The sequence below is a fragment of the Streptomyces sp. NPDC006314 genome (assembly GCF_040613075.1).
In the GTDB taxonomy this organism is placed as follows: domain Bacteria; phylum Actinomycetota; class Actinomycetes; order Streptomycetales; family Streptomycetaceae; genus Streptomyces.
Map to the genome: position 1 here is coordinate 1 of NZ_JBEXRL010000034.1, position 14,947 is coordinate 14,947.

Below are 14,947 nucleotides of genomic sequence, written 5' to 3' on the forward strand. Positions count from 1 at the left end.
CAAATCACCACCAGAATCACCAAAGCCTTCAAAATCCAATGCCCCGTCCGCACCCTCTTCGAAAACCCCACCATCCACCAACTCGCCCAATGGGTGGAGGTCTCGGTGACCGCGGATGTCACGGGGCTGCCGGTCGAGGACGTGCGGCGCATGCTTGCGGCCCGCTACCTGGGCACCGATGGGCCGGCCTGATCCGCCATGGAAATCCAGAGGAACGACCGTGGTGCCTGACCGTTCCCCGCGGGCGCCGGGTTCGCACACGCCCTGCGCGGTGGCCGCCTTCCTGGAGCAGTCCGCCTGGGGCAGAAGGATCGTCCCCGCCCCCTGGCTCGGGTCGTGGCACGCCACCCGCGACGGGGGGCCGGCACGTGAGCCGGTCGCTCTTCCCGGTCCGGCCACCGTCACAGGCGTCCTGCCGCCCGAGGTCGTCAGGACCATGGTGTGGTCACGGCTGCGGGCCCTGGCCGGCGAGATCCGGGGACCCTCCGCGGTCGTATGGCGCGCCTTCGCCAGGCAGTGGAACCTCAGCTACACACCGGTCGTGCCCTGGCCCGGAGGCCAGGGCACGACGCCCCTCGGCCACGCCGCACGGAGCTGTGCCGGCCACGGCCTGGCCTGGCGGCGGCTGCCGAGCGGCTGGCAGCAGGCACCTGCCGACCAGGTGCTGCGCGGGCTTCGGGTCGATCCTGTGCCCCGCGACCCTGTGTTCGTCCGGGAGTTCGTCCGTGGCGACGAAGCGGAACTCGCCTGCGCCCTCCACCACCATCTTCGCCTTCGATCCCTGACCGAGACGGTGACGGAGTGCTGCGCGCGGCTGCGTCCCCTGGTGGTGCGTGACCCGCCATCGGATCCGCCGGTCATGTCCGCCGAGGCCCGGCTCCAGGTCCCGTACGCGCTGTGGCCCGCGCAGCGGGAGCTGTCCGCGCTGCTCGACGAGGTGATCCGGCAGGGCGATCTTCTGGTTCACGAGGCGGAGTGCCGGACCGAACATCGGGCTCGGGCGATCGTGCGGGCGTCGGAGTTCCAGGTACGCGGGGCAGGGATGCTCGCGTTCTTCGCCATGCAGCAGTTGCGGCCGGCCCTGCGGGCGAGGGATCACGGCGGTCGCTCCTCGCAGGGGCGGCGGCCGGACCGCGGGCCGGGCGGCGATGACGACGTGATCGCCGCGGCAGGCGCCCGGCTGGCCGCCATCCGCTCGCTGCGACAGGAGGGTGCGCACGGCTCCAGCTCGATCACGCATGCCCTGGAGGCCCTTGACCACGCACGGTGGACCACCACGGCACTGTGCACGGCACTCGCCGGACAGCCAGGAACGGGGTGCGGCGGTGACCCGCCGGCACTCGGTGGGGCGTGGACGCCACCGGCGTGACGCCGGCCCGCCTCCGGGTCACCATGGCAGGACAGGGCATGGCGCGCACGGGACCGACATTCTCGGTCCCGTGCGCGCCATGCGGTCACCTGCTCCGAACGGGCCGGTTCAGCAGTCTCAGTCTCGACACCAGCACCGGTTCGTTGGCGACGGAGACGGTGAGAGACACCCGCGCCGTGCCCCGGTGGGCGGAGCGCTCGACGGCGACGTCGTGGAGGGACACGCCGGCGTCCGCCACGTCTCCGAAGAGCTGGGCGTACTCCTTGGCGTCATCGCTCACCACGACCTCCACGGTGGCGAGAGAGGCGGCCGGCACGCCGTACTTCCCGGGCACGGTGGTCTGGCCCTGAGCCCCCTTGCGCAGAAGGTCCAGCAGCGGATCCGCGCCCTGCGCGCCACGGGCGCGGAGAACGGCCGCGGCGCCGAGGGCGTCCTCGGCCAACGTCTCCAGCACGTCCGCCACCGTGGCGGCGTTGGCGGACAGCAGGTCCGCCCACACCTCAGGGCAGGCGGCAGCGCCCCGGGTGACGTCCCGGAGTTCCTGTCCGGCCAGCCGCAGGGCGGAGGCCTCGGTGTCACGCAACCGGCCGGCCAGCAGGGCGGAGATCAGGTGAGGGACGTGGGAGACGAGTGCCATGGCCCGGTCGTGGCGCTCCGCGTCCAGCAGAACCGGGGTGGCGCCGCACAGCGACACGAGCTCCAGCGCGATGTTCAGCGACCGGTTGGCGGTGCGCTCGGTGGGCACCAGCGCCCAGGGGTGTCCATCGAAGAGGTCGGGATTGGCGGCGAGTGGTCCCGGGCGTGGGTTGCCCACGAGGGGGTGCCCGCCCACGACGGACGTCGGGTCGCAGCCGAGGGCCTCGATCTCACGTTCCGGCAGCGCCTTCACGCCGGCGACATCCGTGTAGCACCCGGCAGCGCCCTCCCGCTGAAGGGCCACCAGTGCGGTGGCCACCGCGGCCGGCGGCACAGCGAGGACGGCGACGTCCACGGGGCCGGCCGGCGCGGCGGTGGTGCCCGCGCCGACCTTCTCGGCGGTTCGCGCCGCATCGGCGTCGGTGTCCCGCAGATGGGTGACGACGCCGCCTGCCCGCAGGGCCAGCGCGATCGACGTGCCGATCGCGCCGGTTCCCACTATGAGCGCGGATCGCATGGGCGCCGCCTGTCGTACCGCGTCATGGCTAGCCTCGCGGGGCGAGGTCGTAGAAGCACATCCGGGGACCCGCGGTGGCTCGGGTCAGTACGCGTCGGCAGGTGAGCCTGGACCGCTCGATGACATCGGCCCAGTCCGACCTGTCGACGGGAAAGCCCTGGTCGGTCAGCACGTGCATCAGGAAGAAGTCGGAGTCGTTCTCCCGGTCGTCGTAGTACGGCTCCGGCTCACCGATCAGCAGCATCTTCTCGCCGGTGAGGACCTTGGCATAGGCGTCGAGGATGTCCACGACGGCCTGGTCACCGTCGCGGAAGTGCTCGTGCAGGACGCCGATGCCGCTGATGACTTCGACCCCGTTGCACACCTCCGGCCAGCTCGCGGGGTCGAAGGCGTCGCCGACCACGAACTCGAGCCGGTCCTCCAGGCCATGCCGACGTGCCTGCTCCCGGGCGACCTCGACGGCGGCGGGTGCGATGTCCAAGCCGACACCGGTGACTTCGGGATCGCTGAGGCAGACGTCGATCAGCAGCTGGCCCGCGCCGCAGCCGAGATCCAGGATGCGCTTCGCCCCCCGGCCGGCCATCGCCTCCCGGACGATCGGCGTGTAGTACTTCGCGAACACGGTGCCGCAGTGACGGCTGAGGGGGCCGTTGCTGCGCTGGACGTCCGTGCCGTACACCGCCTTGCCGGTGATCAGGTCGCTCATCCGCTGGGTGACCGGACCATAGGCCTCCACGTAGAAGCCGAGCCGGGCGAGCGATATCTCCGAGGTGAGCAGCTCACCCTTGTAGGTGAGGGTGTAGGTGCCCTGCCACTCCTCCAGCAGCCCCCGGATCACCAGGTAGCGCAGCACGTTGGCGGCGATGCGCTGGTTCATGCCCTCCAGGAGACCCGTCCCGGCGCTGTTGCGGCCGTCGCGCAGCCGCTGGAGCAGGCCGGTGTCGGACAGCGCGTGAATGGCATGGCACAGATGCATGGCGCTGATGAGGTCCGGCATGGTGGACGTCTGGAACTGCTGCCATGTGTTGATCAGATCCGCGTCGCGCAGCTCTGCCACCTCGGTCCGCGCGGACTGCGAATAGGCACTTCGTATTTCCATGAGAACGTCTCCGTCGTCAGGCGGCGCTGTCGAGCACCGCCGAGATCCAGTCGGTCAGACTCTTGTTGCTCTGCTGCGCGGCCCTCTCCCAACGCCGGACCCGGTTCTCCGCCAGCCTGAGACTCAGCTCTATCTCGCCGGTCCTGGGCGTTATCTCGTCGGGTGCCGTGCTCGCCTTGATCTGTCTGCGCAACTCGTTGCGCGACCATTTGAAGCGCTCGGCGAAGTCCAGCCAGTGGTCCTGCTGGTCCTCGGGCAGGCCGGCGACTTCCATATGGTGCTGGAACGTCAGCTTCTCGCGGCGGCGGGTGTGCGGGAACTTCCTGGCGATCCATGCGTAGTTGCGCAGGGTCTGGTAGTCGAGCATCGTCTCCCGCATGGCCCGCTGGTACCGATCGCGGTACTGCTGCTGGCCGAAGACGAGCCAGTCACCGATCCACCAGGCGGAGGAGTCGGAGATCGAGAGAATACGGTCTCCGATGCGGCACCACTCGTCCAGCGGAAGATTGTCCGGAAGACGCAGCCGGTTCCGCTCCATGGAGATGGACGGGTCACCGGGGAACAGCCCGGAAGTGACTCCCGCAGGAACGCGGCCGCCGCTCGGGCGATGCGTTTCACTGGAGCGCATTTTCAGAAGATGGGTGGCCATCAGATCAATTCCCTTGGATCGCAGTGTTCTCGGTCGGGTTCACCGGCACGAAAGTCACGGCCCCCAGCCGGAGTCAGAGAGAACGAGTTCCGAGGGCTGCCTGATGGCGGTGGTCGACGCCTCGGCATGCGACGGCGTTACGGACAACTGAGCCACCAGAAGGGCACCCAGCATCGCCACAATTACCTTCCCGAGGTTTTTCACCACGAGTCTTTCCCCCTTCGCGGTTTGTTTTCCGGCGTGACTCCATTCTGGCCGCCACCCGCGCAGACCGACGAGAGAGGAACTGGTGCACGAAGGTAACGTGCACCTTTGTGAACGACGATCAAGTGTGCTCGAAACCAGACATATGCGACACCTCTGCTGGCTCGGGCATGTGTCCGGCTGCGCTGCGCCACTACCGATCGGCGCTGCAGAAGGGAGAGACGGCGGCCGCGTCGGTGCCTGCCTGTCTGGTGACGCTCGGCCTGGTGCGTCCTCGCTCCGACGATGCGGAAACCGTGGAACCGGTACCCCCGCACGCGGCGGCCTTCGCCGTGCTCCAGCCCCTTCAGGAGGAACTGACCGCCATGCGAAGGAAGGAGAGATCCCTCATGGCGGCCTTCTCGTTGTTCGAGGAGGTGTACACGGATACCCGCAGGGGCGAGCAGCAACCGTTCACGCTGCATCGCGGCGAAGCCGCCATCAACGGTGCGCTGGTGGCCGCAGTGGACACCTGTCAGGAGGAGCTGCTGACCGCTCAGCCCGGCGGCGGCCGGAGAGCGGACGATCTCGCCCAGGCGCTCGAGCGCGACATGCGCCTGCTCGCCCGAGGGACGCGGCAGCGGACCGTGTACCAGCACACGGTCCGCCACCACCGGCCGACACTGGCCTACATCAGCCAGATCACCGAAGCCGGCGCGGAGGTGCGGACGCTGGCCGAGGTGTTCGAGCGACTGATCATCTGCGATCGCAAGGTCGCTTTCATACCGGTGTCCGACGACCGCGGCACCGCGGCGCTCGAAGTACGGCATCCGGCCATGGTCCGCTTCCTCGCTCGCTCCTTCGACCGTGACTGGAAGCGCAGCATCCCGGTCGAGGACCCCGACTCGGCGCTGCGACCGCGCGTCATCGTGTCGGACATCCAGCGCACGATCCTGCAGGCCGTCGTGTCAGGGGAGACCGACGAATCCATCGCGCGACGGCTGGGGATGAGCCGCCGCAGTGTCGCGGAGCACGTACGCAAGGTGTCGGAACACCTCGGCAGCGGGAGCCGTGCGCAGCTCGGCTATCTGTTGGCCACCTCCGGGTTCCTCCCCGACGGGCCCGGCCCCGAGGCCGCCGGCGGCACCCTTTGAAGGCGCCGGCCGGATCCCTGAGCCGGCCGCCCGGAGTCCGGACGGCAGAGCCAGACAACCGGGCGGCACCCGGGAATCACGTCGTCCGCTCACCCGGAAGGTAAGTGAACTCGAACTCGATGCCGTTGACGTCGAAGGCGTAGAAGCTCTCGACCCCGTCGCTGTCGACGACGATCTCGGTGGGCGGAACGTCCCGGACGAAGGTGTAACCCCCGGTCTCGTACACCTCGATCCACCTCTCACGCCACAGCCGCAGCTGCTCCGGGCTGCGCACCTCGATGCAGGCGTGCTGGAACTGGTTCGTGTCCGCCGGCGGTCCGGCGGCGTGCTCGGGGCCGCGCGTGAACAGGTGGAACCGCAGCCCGCCCACCACGACCTCCGCCAGGCCGGAGAGTCCGGGAAGCCGTTCCATGCTCAGGTCGGAGAACGTGTCGAGGGTCCAGGTGACGTCGGCGCCCAGGAAGTCCCGGTACCAGGAGATGCTGGCATCGAGATCGGCGGTCTGGACGGCCAAGTGGTGGAGCGTCAGCTGTGCCGGGTCGGGCTGGGGCGCGGTGTCGAGCACGGCGACATCCTTCGGTCGTGGGTTCATCGGCATGCGGCGTACGTCTGGCGACCGCGCGGGCTCGCGGCGGCTCGCAGCAGGCCCTGCTCCTGGTCCATCGCGACGGCGCAGACCTTGCCCAGCGAGAACGCGGGTGCGAGTTCGACCTCGTGTCCACGAGCGCGCAGTTCCTCCACCACCTCGGGATCACAGGTGCTCTCCACGGTGAGCACCTTGGGCCGGGACTCGTGCGGGGTGAACGAGGCGGAGAAGTGGTCGGTGTGGAAGGCCAGCGTCTCCACCGCGGTCTGCAGGTCGGCGCCGAAGTCGGCGACGGCCAGGAAGAAGCCGAGGGTCCACTGGTCCTGGCGGTCGCCGCCGGGCGTGCCGAAGGCGAGCGCCGGCTTGCCGTCGCGCAGCGCCAGCGTGGGGCTCAGGGTGGTGCGGGGCCGGCGGCGGGGACCGACGGAGTTGGGGTGGCCCTCGGTCAGGGTCATCGTCTGGCCGCGGGTGCCGAGCGAGAAGCCGAGACCGGGCACCACCGGGGAGCTCTTGAGCCAGCCACCGCTGGGGACCGCGACCACCATGTTGCCGAAGCGGTCGGCCACGGCGATGGTGCAGGTGTCGTTGCGGGCGGCGGTGGCCTTGACCACGGTGGGCAGGCCGTTCTTGATCTGGTCGCGCCACTCACCGCCGGGCGGCAAGGTCTCCATGGTCTGATCGGGCACGACGGGTGTGCGTCCGCCCGGGGAGCCGGGCCGCAGCAACCCGGCGGCGGCCCCGGCCTCCACCAGCGCCCGGCGCTCCGCCGTGTACGCGGGGCTCAGCAGGGTGTTGAGCGGGATGTCGCTGTGATCGGGATCGCCGTACCACGCTTCGCGGTCCGCGAAGGCAAGCTTGGAGCACTCGATCACGGTGTGGATGTAGTCGGCACTGTCCAGTCCCATGGCGCCGAGGTCGAAGCCGTCGAGCAGCGCCAGCTGCTGGAGGAAGACGGGGCTCTGGGACCATGGACCGGGCTTGTGCACGGTGTAGGGGCCGTACGGAAGACTCACCGACGCCTCGACCGTGGCGCGCCAGTCGGCCATGTCCTGTCCGGTGAGCAGCCCGCGGTGGCGGCGCCCGGTGGAGTCGAGGACCTCGGTGCTGGTGACGAACGAGTCGATGGCCTCGGCGACGAAGCCCTGGTAGAAGGCCCTTTCGGCGGCTTCGAGCTGGGCCTCGCGACCGCCGCCGGCGGCGGACGCCTCCTTCAGCAGGCGCTTGTAGGTGTCCGCGAGCGCCGGGTTGCGGAACAGCGCGCCGGCCTTCGGCGGGCGTCCGCCGGGCAGGTAGACCCGCCCCGATTCGGTCCACTCCTCGGCGAAGAGCGGGGCGAGCACCTCGATGGCGTCCGCCGCGCCGGGCAGCAGCGGAACGCCGTTCTCGGCGTACCCGATGGCGTGCTCCAGGATGTCGGCGAGCGGCAGCGTGCCGTACTCGGCCAGTGTGCGCATCCAGGCACCGAAAGCGCCGGGGACCACGGCGGGCAGCAGCCCGGAGCCGGGTATGTGGCTCAGCCCCAGTGACCGGAAGTGTTCGAGCGTGGCCGTGGCGGGCATCGGTCCCTGGCCGCACACGACCTGGACGGAGTCCGTGGCCGCCGTGTACGACAGCACCGGCACGTCGCCGCCGAGTCCGTTGAAGTGCGGCTCCACGACCTGGAGGACGAAGCCCGCCGCCGCGGCGGCGTCAAAGGCGTTCCCGCCGCGCTCCAGAATCGACATGGCGGCCGCGGTGGGCAACCAGTGCGTGGAAGAGACGGCACCGAAGGTGCCGCTGAGTTCCGGGCGTCCTGCGTTCACCGCGACACACCGCCCTGGGCTTCCATCTGGTCGACAAGGCTCTTGGGACGCATGTCCGTCCAGTTCTCCTCTATGTACGTGAGGCAGTTCTGCCGACTGTCCTCCGGGAGGGCGATGCGCCAGCCCTGTGGAACGTCCGCGAACGAAGGCCAGAGGGAGTACTGCATCTCATCGTTGATCAGTACGAGAAAGGTGCCGTTCTCGTCGTCAAAAGGGTTTCCCATGGCTGCCGCCCACCATCCTTCTCATCGTCTCGCCAGCGGGACACGACGTTATCGTGTGGCCATCCAATTCTCGCCGATCTGCAGAGGTGCACCTCATGGAAAGCGCGGATGAATTCACTTTCGAACGCCATCTGACGAAGAAGCCACTGGCGTCGGAGAAGCGGAGGGAACGACTGCGGAACCCGACATTCGGGACGGTTTTCACCGAGCACATGGCAACCGTCCGTTATGCCGAGGGAAAGGGCTGGCACGACGCCCGGATCGAGCCGTTCGGCCCGCTCCCCCTGTCACCGGCGACCGCCGTGCTCCACTACGGCCAGGAGATTTTCGAGGGCCTCAAGGCGTATCGCACGCCGGACGGCCACGCCCAGCTCTTCCGGCCCGCGGACAACGCACGGCGCCTGCGGCAGTCGGCGCACCGGCTGGCCATGCCGGCCGTCCCCGAGAACGTGTTTCTGGGCGCTGTGCGGAACCTGGTCGCGACGGATCTGGACTGGCTGCCGGACGCTCCGGGGACCAGCCTGTATCTGCGTCCCTTCCAGATAGCCACCGAGGAGTTCCTCGGAATGCGCCCAGCCCGGGAGTACCTCTTCGGTGTGATCGCCTGCCCGGTGGCCTCGGCATTCGCGGGGACGGGCACGGCGCTCACCGTCTGGGTCTCGGACGATCACACCCGGGCGGCACCGGGCGGCACCGGCGCGGCCAAGTGCGGTGGCAACTACGCCGCGTCGATGCTGCCACAGGCGCGGGCGATGGAGGCCGGCTGCGACCAGGTCGTCTATCTCGATGCCGCGCAACGGCGTGACGTGGAGGAACTGGGCGGGATGAACGTCTTCTTCGTGTTCGACGACGGATCCCTGCTCACGCCGCCCCTCAGCGATTCCATTCTGCCCGGCATCACGCGCGACTCGGTCATCGCGCTGGCTCGGGCCGAGGGCCTGACGGTCGAGCAACGGCCCTATTCCGTCCGGGAATGGCGGGCCGACATCGCTTCGGGCCGACTGCGGGAGGTGTTCTCCTGCGGCACCGCGGCCGTGGTGGCGCCGATCGGCGCAGTCCGCGGCGCCATCGGTGACCTGCCCATCGGAGACGGTGGGCCGGGCCCGGTGACCGAGCGGCTGCGCACCGCGCTCACGGACATCCAGTACGGCCGTCGTGCCGACCCGTTCGGCTGGACGATCCGGGTCGCCTGACCGCGTCGGTCCCGGAGCGGCCGGCCGCTCCGGCGGGACGAAGAGGCCCTCGGCGCGGTCGGCGCCGAGGGCCTCTTCGTCCTGAGCGTCATCAGCCGGCGGTAACGGACGTGCCGCCGGTGAGCAGTACCCCCAGGCAGTAACTGCCCGGTTCGGCCTTCTTTGTGACGAAGCAGTGCACCGTTCCCGCGGGAATCAGCATGACGGCCGGCGAGACGAGCTCGTGCGTCTCGCCGTCGGCCATGACCTCGATGACCGCACCGCCGGCCTCCGGCGACATCAGGACGTAGATCTCCGGGACCTCGTGTGTGTGCGGGGCGGCGACGGGTTTGCCGACCTTGTCGCTGATCTCGCCGCCCGCGATCTCGATCGGCTGCCCGCCGAGCATGTCCTGGGTGAGGAAGAAGGGGGTCTGATCGTAGTGGCCGGGAATCGTCTGGAAGACGGGCAGGTTCTGTTCGACGAGCGGCCGCTGCCGGCCGGTCTGCGAAGTGGCTTCGGTGGTCATGGGCGTCCTCCCGGTGGTCACGCCGGCGTGAGGCGGTAGATGAAGCTGAAGGCGGGCAGGTCGATCATGCGGCGGTCGGCGATGCGCCAGCCGCCCTCTTCGATCGTCGAGGTCCACTCGTCGAGGGTGGGCAGGTACTGGCCCATGACCGAGTGCACCGTCTCGAAGCCAAGCGTGAACATGGGGTGTTCGGGGCCGTCCACGTCCGTGGACCGGCAGGTGTCGCCCAGGACGAGGTTCTTGATGTTGGGGAAGGTCTCCCGGAGGGAACGCAGGGTGCGCACGGCGTTCTCCCGAGGCCAGAAGTCATGCCCCATCAAGAAGCAGGTGACCAGGTCCACGTCCTGGTATTCGGGGCGTGGCGTCAGGCTCAGCACGTCGTCGTGCACCAGTGTGATGCGGTGGGCGAGCCCGGCCTCGGCGACCGCTTCCTTGGAGACGGCGATGGCCCCCTCCGCCAGGTCGATGCCGATGGCGTTGATCTCCGGTCGCATCTCGGCCATCATCACGATCCGGTCACCGCTGCCGCAGCCGAGGTCGGCGACCGTGTCGATGTCGAGTTCCCGGACCAGATCCCGGAACGGCGGATCGAAGAAGGTGCGGGCGATGTTGCGGCAGGCGACGCTGATGGCACGGGCGTCACGGCGTGCGTAGTGGCCCTGCCTGTCCTCGTTCCTGACCTTGGTGGGCAGGGTCGTCAGCAGCTCGCCGCAGCCGCGGGTGAGCCAGTAGAAGAAGCCCTTGGTGCTGAAGGCCGGCTCGAAGCCGAGGTCGGTGAACGCCATCGTCCTGAGCGGGTCGAGCGACACGATGCGCCGGGCCGAGAGAGCCACGAGCAGGGCGCGTACGGTCTCCGGGTGGGCGTCCCGGTCCCGGGCGAATTCCGCTATGTCGACCTGGCGCTTCACGGCCAGCTCGTCGAGCAGGCCGATCTCCCACGCCGCGCTCAGCGCGGCCGAGGCGATGGCCCCGTTGAACGTGTCGGCGCAGTACTGCGCCTCGGCTGCCGACTGCTCTACTTCTTGGACTGTGGTCATGGGTACACCTGTTTCGTCGAGTGTCGGTTCAGGAGGCGGAGACGGGCTGGCCGGTGTCCGCCGCCGGCACGCGCGAGAGGTCGACGAGATCGCGCAGTGCTTCGGCGAAGGAGTCCTTCAGCGCCAGGACGCCGTCGGTCATCAGCTCGGGGGGCTCGGGTGCGGCGTCCGGGTCGCCGAGCGGATAGAGCCCGTTGGCACGGATGTCTAGGAGGATGGCGTGGATCCGGCGGATGAACTGGCGTACCACCGTGTCGCGCGACACGGGCGCTCTGCTGGTCAGGAAGATGCCGTCGTAGAGCCACAGCAGCGTCTCCCGGTTCAGCTGCCGCGTCTGATGGCGGGCTTTCGGGGACAGCAGCAGGGACACACCGGAGGGCACCACCCGTGCCGCTATGCCTTCGTGGATCTGCTCGTTCAGCTGGCATTCCAGCGCGAGTTCGGCCGCCTCCAGATCACCGCCGATGCTGATCCTGCCCCGGATGAGCGGCCGGACGTCTGCGTAGTCGCGGGCCCAGGCGCCGCTGAGGTTGGGATGCTGGCGTGCCATGGGGTCCCTGATGACCCGTTCGTACATCTCCGGCGGAGGGGAGCTGGCGTACAGCAGCATCAGGGAGTAGGCGCGGACCAGGCGGCGCGCCTTGCGGGCGAGTTCGTCGGCAGCCGGGCCGGTGTCCACGAGCCGGGCCTGGTGCAGGGTCTCGGCCAGCAGCTGCCACACGACGAAGGTCGTCTGATGACCGGTGATCCAGCGGAACCAGAACAGTCGCTCCATCTCCCCGTCGTCGGCAGGCCGCAGCTCCGCCGCGGTCTCGGCGTCGCACTCCCACACGGAGGGGCCCTCTGACGAGGTGTCCGCGGTGTCGTCCTCCAGTGAGCTCTCCATGGTGGTCCACTGTGACCACTTGACGGGGAGAGCGAGCGGCTCCAGGCCATAGAGATGGCCACCATATTCCCAATTGCCCGACCTCGGCGACGCGGTCGAGAGATCTCTTGCATCAGAGAATTTCATGAGTGCTTTCTGGTGTGGTAGAAGGACTCCGGTATTGGCGAGTACAAAAGCGTGACCTGGGTCGCATCTCAACCTACCGGCCGATAGTCCGAATGTGCGCCGTCGGCCTGCTTGTCTCGCCGGCGGGACAGCGCCCGGAACGGGCGCCCGCGGTCGGCTACCCTTCCGCTGTTTTCCCTGAAGAGGAGGAATACCTTGTACCAGCGCACGCTTATTGCCGCCGGAACTCATTTCGAGAAAGTATTCGGCTATTCTCGCGCCGTCCGGACGGGCCCCTGGGTGACCGTCGCGGGCTGCACCGCGGCCGCACCCGACGGACCGGTGGGCGGGCCGGACATCGTCGCCCAGTCGGCCGAGTGCCTGCGCCGGATCCAGGGGGCGCTCGAGGACACCGGCGCAGGACTGAAGGACGTGGTGCGCACCCGCTTCTACGTCACGGACATCAGTGCCCTGGAGGCCATCGGCGCCGTCCACCTCGAATTCTTCGGCGACATCCGGCCGGCCAGCACCATCGTGGAGGTGTCGGCCCTTGCCCACCCCTCGCTGCTGGTGGAGGTCGAGGCCGACGCCGTCGTCACCGACGCCGTCAACTGAGGGCGGGGCCGGCCATGCGCACGGGTGTGATGATCCTTCCGGAGAAACGCTGGGCACAGTCCGCGCGACTGTGGCAGACCGTCGACGAGCTGGGCTACGACTCCGCTTGGACGTACGACCATCTGTCCTGGCGGAGTCTGCAGGACGGCGCCTGGTTCTCCACCTTCCCGGTGCTCGCCGCGGCCGCGGTCGTCACCCACCGGATGACCCTGGGCACGATGGTGACCTCCCCCAATTTCCGGCACCCGGTGACGGCGGCCAAGGATGCCGTCGCCCTGGACGACATCTCCGGCGGCCGGTTCGTCCTGGGCATCGGGGCGGGCTCGGTCGGGGCGGGCGACTCCCACGTACTGACCCGGCAGGACCTGACGGCGAGTGAACGCGCCTCTCGCTTCGCCGAGTTCGTGGAACTGACGGACCGGTTGCTCCGCTCCGACGTGACGACCTTCACGGGCGAGCACTTCTCGGCGTACGAGGCCCGGATGATCCCCGGCTGCGTCCAGCGACCCCGGCTCCCGCTGGCCATCGCCGCCGGCGGTCCGCGTGGGCTCGACCTCGCCGCCCGGCACGGCCAGGCGTGGGTGACGACCGGCCCCAGGAACTGGGCGAAGGGCTTCACTCCGGAGGAGTGCCTCGACGCGGTCACCGCCCAGGTCACCGCGCTGCGCGAGGCGTGCTCCCGGCACGGCCGGCAGTTCGCGGAGATGGACCGCATCTTCGTGGTCACACCGCCCGCGGGGGACTTCCTCTCCTCGCCCACCGCCTTCCTGGCCCAGGCGGAGCAGTACGCGAAGGCGGGGATCACCCATCTGGTCCTGCACGCTCCGCGGGAACAGGGCGTCTACGCCGCCGACCCCGACATCCTGCACCGCATCGCGGACGAGGTTCTGGCGGACGTCCGCGGCCTGTGAGGGCCACCCACGCCGTGGCGAGGGCTCCGGGGCATCCCCGGAGCCCTCGCCACGTGGTGCCCCGGAGCGCCCGTGGGCGCTCGTGGTGCCGCCGACGCCTCAGGTCAGCCGGGTCGGCCGGAGGCGGGCGGGCCCGGCAGGTCGCGTAGGCGGCGCAGCGGAGTCACGAGCAGGAAACCACCGGCGGCCACCAGAGCCGCGGTCGCCATGCCCATGGCCGGGCGGGGGCCGAGGAGCGAGGCGAGGGCGCCCCCCAGCAGAGCACCGACCGGGATGGTGCTGTAGTTCAGGAACAGGGTGGTCGCGGTGACGCGTCCGAGCAGCTCGGGCGGACAGTGCGCCTGCCTGAAGCTGACGATGATGACGTTGCAGGCCACGACGCCGGCGAGCATCACGACCGATCCGAGCACGAAGTACGCCAGCCTCGGACCGGGACCGGCGAGCGCGGTGAGCAGGCCGAAGGGCGAGGCGGCGAGCTGAATGGTGAGCAGCGCGCGTGCCGTGCCCAGACGCCGGGCGATCCGGCCGGCCAGCAGGCCCCCGAGCACACCGCCCAGGCCGCCGCAGGAGACGAGCCAGCCGAGCGTTCCGGAGCCGACCTCGACGGTCCGTACGAGGAAGACGACCTGGACGGCCTGAAGGCCTGCCATCGCGAGGTTGACCGCCGCACCGAACACGGTGACCGCCCGGACGCACGGATCACCGACGACAAAGCGCAGACCGTCCGATATCTCGCGGCTCAGCCGCCGCCGGGGCCCTCTGACGGGGCGCGCTCCGCCGGAACGGATGGCCGTCAGACAGAGCGACGACACCACGAAGGACGCCGCGTCGAGCAACAGGCCCGGGACGCTGCCCAGGAGCTGCGCGGTCAGCCCGCCGAGACCGGGGCCGGCGACCCTGGCGGCCTGCTCCCCGGCCTGCAGTTTCGCGTTGCGGTCCATGAGATCCGCCGTGGCCACCAGGGAGGGCAGGTACGCCGAGTAGGCGGTGGAGAAGAAGACTGAGGCCGCACCGGACAGCAGGGCCACCCCGAGGACCTGCCAGATGGTCAGGGCCCCCAGCCACCAGGCGGCCGGCACGCTGGCGAACGCCACCGCGGACACCGCGTTGCACACGAGCATCACCCGGCGCGGAGCCAGACGGTCGACCCATGCTCCGGCGGGCAGGCCGATGATCAGCCACGGCAGCCACGGCGCCGCGGTGAGCAGCCCCATCATGAACGGCGAGGCACGGAGCGTGGTGACGGCGACGAGCGGCAGCAGGACGGATGTCACGCTGGTGCCCAGCTTGCTGGTGGTCTCCCCGATCAGCAGCAGCCTGAAGTTCCCCTGCGGAGAGAGCCCCTTGCGCTTAGCGGACTGTGCGACAGTGGGCGTGGCGGATTCCAGCGCGGCCTCCGGAACTCGATAACACAACGGATTTCTGACTGCGGATCAGAATAAAGGCCTTTTGGATGGCCCATCCGTTCGAGAA

At 69.5% G+C, this 14,947-nt stretch carries 16 protein-coding genes; 6 read left to right on the top strand and 10 right to left on the bottom strand.

The window, feature by feature from the left end; translation table 11 throughout:
- Both ABZ079_RS35175 and ABZ079_RS35180 read left to right on the top strand, forming a co-directional pair.
- Positions 1-192, top strand: a 192-nt coding sequence (locus tag ABZ079_RS35175; protein ID WP_356943517.1) for a phosphopantetheine-binding protein, incomplete at its 5' end; no start/stop codon positions are given.
- A gap of 31 nt (positions 193-223) precedes the next feature.
- Positions 224-1,369, top strand: coding sequence for an aromatic amino acid lyase (locus tag ABZ079_RS35180; RefSeq protein ID WP_356943518.1), 1,146 nt, complete (start codon positions 224-226; stop codon positions 1,367-1,369).
- 85 nt (positions 1,370-1,454) lie between these two features.
- Here the strand turns inward: ABZ079_RS35180 and ABZ079_RS35185 are convergent, their stop codons facing one another.
- Genes ABZ079_RS35185 through ABZ079_RS35195 form a run of 3 tightly spaced genes read right to left on the bottom strand, consistent with a single transcriptional unit; the run spans position 1,455 to position 4,249 of the window.
- Positions 1,455-2,522 (bottom strand): prephenate dehydrogenase, encoded by a 1,068-nt coding sequence (locus ABZ079_RS35185; protein WP_356943519.1) that lies wholly within the window; start codon positions 2,520-2,522, stop codon positions 1,455-1,457.
- A gap of 28 nt (positions 2,523-2,550) precedes the next feature.
- On the bottom strand, positions 2,551-3,621 hold the full coding sequence (locus tag ABZ079_RS35190) for a class I SAM-dependent methyltransferase (protein WP_356943520.1): 1,071 nt from the start codon (positions 3,619-3,621) through the stop codon (positions 2,551-2,553).
- Between the two features lie 16 nt (positions 3,622-3,637).
- Positions 3,638-4,249: an LmbU family transcriptional regulator gene (locus ABZ079_RS35195; RefSeq protein WP_356943521.1), complete on the bottom strand. Its 612-nt coding sequence runs from the start codon at positions 4,247-4,249 to the stop codon at positions 3,638-3,640.
- Between the two features lie 521 nt (positions 4,250-4,770).
- Here ABZ079_RS35195 and ABZ079_RS35200 point away from each other — a divergent pair.
- A complete protein-coding gene (locus ABZ079_RS35200; RefSeq protein ID WP_356943522.1) occupies positions 4,771-5,607 on the top strand; it encodes a LuxR C-terminal-related transcriptional regulator in 837 nt (278 codons plus the stop codon).
- Positions 5,608-5,683: 76 nt separating this feature from the next.
- Here the strand turns inward: ABZ079_RS35200 and ABZ079_RS35205 are convergent, their stop codons facing one another.
- The 3 genes from ABZ079_RS35205 to ABZ079_RS35215 are packed head-to-tail and all read right to left on the bottom strand — an operon-like array spanning position 5,684 to position 8,219.
- Positions 5,684-6,172 (bottom strand): VOC family protein, encoded by a 489-nt coding sequence (locus ABZ079_RS35205; protein WP_356943523.1) that lies wholly within the window; start codon positions 6,170-6,172, stop codon positions 5,684-5,686.
- Positions 6,173-6,195: 23 nt separating this feature from the next.
- Entirely contained in the window at positions 6,196-7,995 is a 1,800-nt protein-coding gene (locus ABZ079_RS35210) for a gamma-glutamyltransferase family protein (protein ID WP_356943524.1), read from the bottom strand.
- Positions 7,992-8,219: an MbtH family protein gene (locus ABZ079_RS35215; RefSeq protein ID WP_356943525.1), complete on the bottom strand. Its 228-nt coding sequence runs from the start codon at positions 8,217-8,219 to the stop codon at positions 7,992-7,994. The genes ABZ079_RS35210 and ABZ079_RS35215 overlap by 4 nt, the downstream gene beginning before the upstream one ends.
- A 95-nt stretch (positions 8,220-8,314) precedes the next feature.
- Between ABZ079_RS35215 and ABZ079_RS35220 the strand changes: the two genes are divergently transcribed.
- Positions 8,315-9,412, top strand: coding sequence for a branched-chain amino acid aminotransferase (locus tag ABZ079_RS35220; protein WP_356943526.1), 1,098 nt, complete (start codon positions 8,315-8,317; stop codon positions 9,410-9,412).
- Positions 9,413-9,503: 91 nt separating this feature from the next.
- Here ABZ079_RS35220 and ABZ079_RS35225 read toward each other — a convergent pair whose 3' ends face one another.
- Genes ABZ079_RS35225 through ABZ079_RS35235 form a run of 3 tightly spaced genes read right to left on the bottom strand, consistent with a single transcriptional unit; the run spans position 9,504 to position 11,843 of the window.
- Positions 9,504-9,920, bottom strand: a complete 417-nt coding sequence (locus ABZ079_RS35225) for a cupin domain-containing protein (protein WP_356943527.1) — start codon at positions 9,918-9,920, stop codon at positions 9,504-9,506.
- Positions 9,921-9,937: 17 nt separating this feature from the next.
- The gene (locus ABZ079_RS35230; protein WP_356943528.1) at positions 9,938-10,957 is read right to left on the bottom strand and encodes a class I SAM-dependent methyltransferase; all 1,020 of its coding nucleotides are present in this window, start codon (positions 10,955-10,957) and stop codon (positions 9,938-9,940) included.
- A gap of 28 nt (positions 10,958-10,985) precedes the next feature.
- Positions 10,986-11,843, bottom strand: coding sequence for an L-tyrosine 3-hydroxylase (locus ABZ079_RS35235; RefSeq protein ID WP_356943529.1), 858 nt, complete (start codon positions 11,841-11,843; stop codon positions 10,986-10,988).
- A 321-nt stretch (positions 11,844-12,164) separates the two neighbouring features.
- Here ABZ079_RS35235 and ABZ079_RS35240 point away from each other — a divergent pair, with 321 nt between their 5' ends.
- Together ABZ079_RS35240 and ABZ079_RS35245 are read left to right on the top strand one after the other, a co-directional pair.
- Positions 12,165-12,563 (top strand): RidA family protein, encoded by a 399-nt coding sequence (locus ABZ079_RS35240; protein WP_356943530.1) that lies wholly within the window; start codon positions 12,165-12,167, stop codon positions 12,561-12,563.
- Between the two features lie 14 nt (positions 12,564-12,577).
- The gene (locus ABZ079_RS35245) at positions 12,578-13,474 is read left to right on the top strand and encodes an LLM class flavin-dependent oxidoreductase (protein ID WP_356943531.1); all 897 of its coding nucleotides are present in this window, start codon (positions 12,578-12,580) and stop codon (positions 13,472-13,474) included.
- 104 nt (positions 13,475-13,578) lie between these two features.
- Here the strand turns inward: ABZ079_RS35245 and ABZ079_RS35250 are convergent, their stop codons facing one another.
- Positions 13,579-14,889: an MFS transporter gene (locus ABZ079_RS35250; RefSeq protein ID WP_356943532.1), complete on the bottom strand. Its 1,311-nt coding sequence runs from the start codon at positions 14,887-14,889 to the stop codon at positions 13,579-13,581.
- Positions 14,890-14,947 lie beyond the last annotated feature (58 nt).

Excerpts from the sequence above, each read along its gene's own strand:
- ABZ079_RS35195 (WP_356943521.1), bottom strand. The coding sequence starts at position 4,249 with ATGCGCTCCAGTGAAACGCATCGCCCGAGCGGCGGCCGCGTTCCTGCG.
- ABZ079_RS35215 (WP_356943525.1), bottom strand. The coding sequence starts at position 8,219 with ATGGGAAACCCTTTTGACGACGAGAACGGCACCTTTCTCGTACTGATC.
- ABZ079_RS35245 (WP_356943531.1), top strand. The coding sequence starts at position 12,578 with ATGCGCACGGGTGTGATGATCCTTCCGGAGAAACGCTGGGCACAGTCC.
- ABZ079_RS35185 (WP_356943519.1), bottom strand. The coding sequence starts at position 2,522 with ATGCGATCCGCGCTCATAGTGGGAACCGGCGCGATCGGCACGTCGATC.
- ABZ079_RS35220 (WP_356943526.1), top strand. The coding sequence starts at position 8,315 with ATGGAAAGCGCGGATGAATTCACTTTCGAACGCCATCTGACGAAGAAG.
- ABZ079_RS35230 (WP_356943528.1), bottom strand. The coding sequence starts at position 10,957 with ATGACCACAGTCCAAGAAGTAGAGCAGTCGGCAGCCGAGGCGCAGTAC.
- ABZ079_RS35190 (WP_356943520.1), bottom strand. The coding sequence starts at position 3,621 with ATGGAAATACGAAGTGCCTATTCGCAGTCCGCGCGGACCGAGGTGGCA.
- ABZ079_RS35235 (WP_356943529.1), bottom strand. The coding sequence starts at position 11,843 with ATGGAGAGCTCACTGGAGGACGACACCGCGGACACCTCGTCAGAGGGC.
- ABZ079_RS35225 (WP_356943527.1), bottom strand. The coding sequence starts at position 9,920 with ATGACCACCGAAGCCACTTCGCAGACCGGCCGGCAGCGGCCGCTCGTC.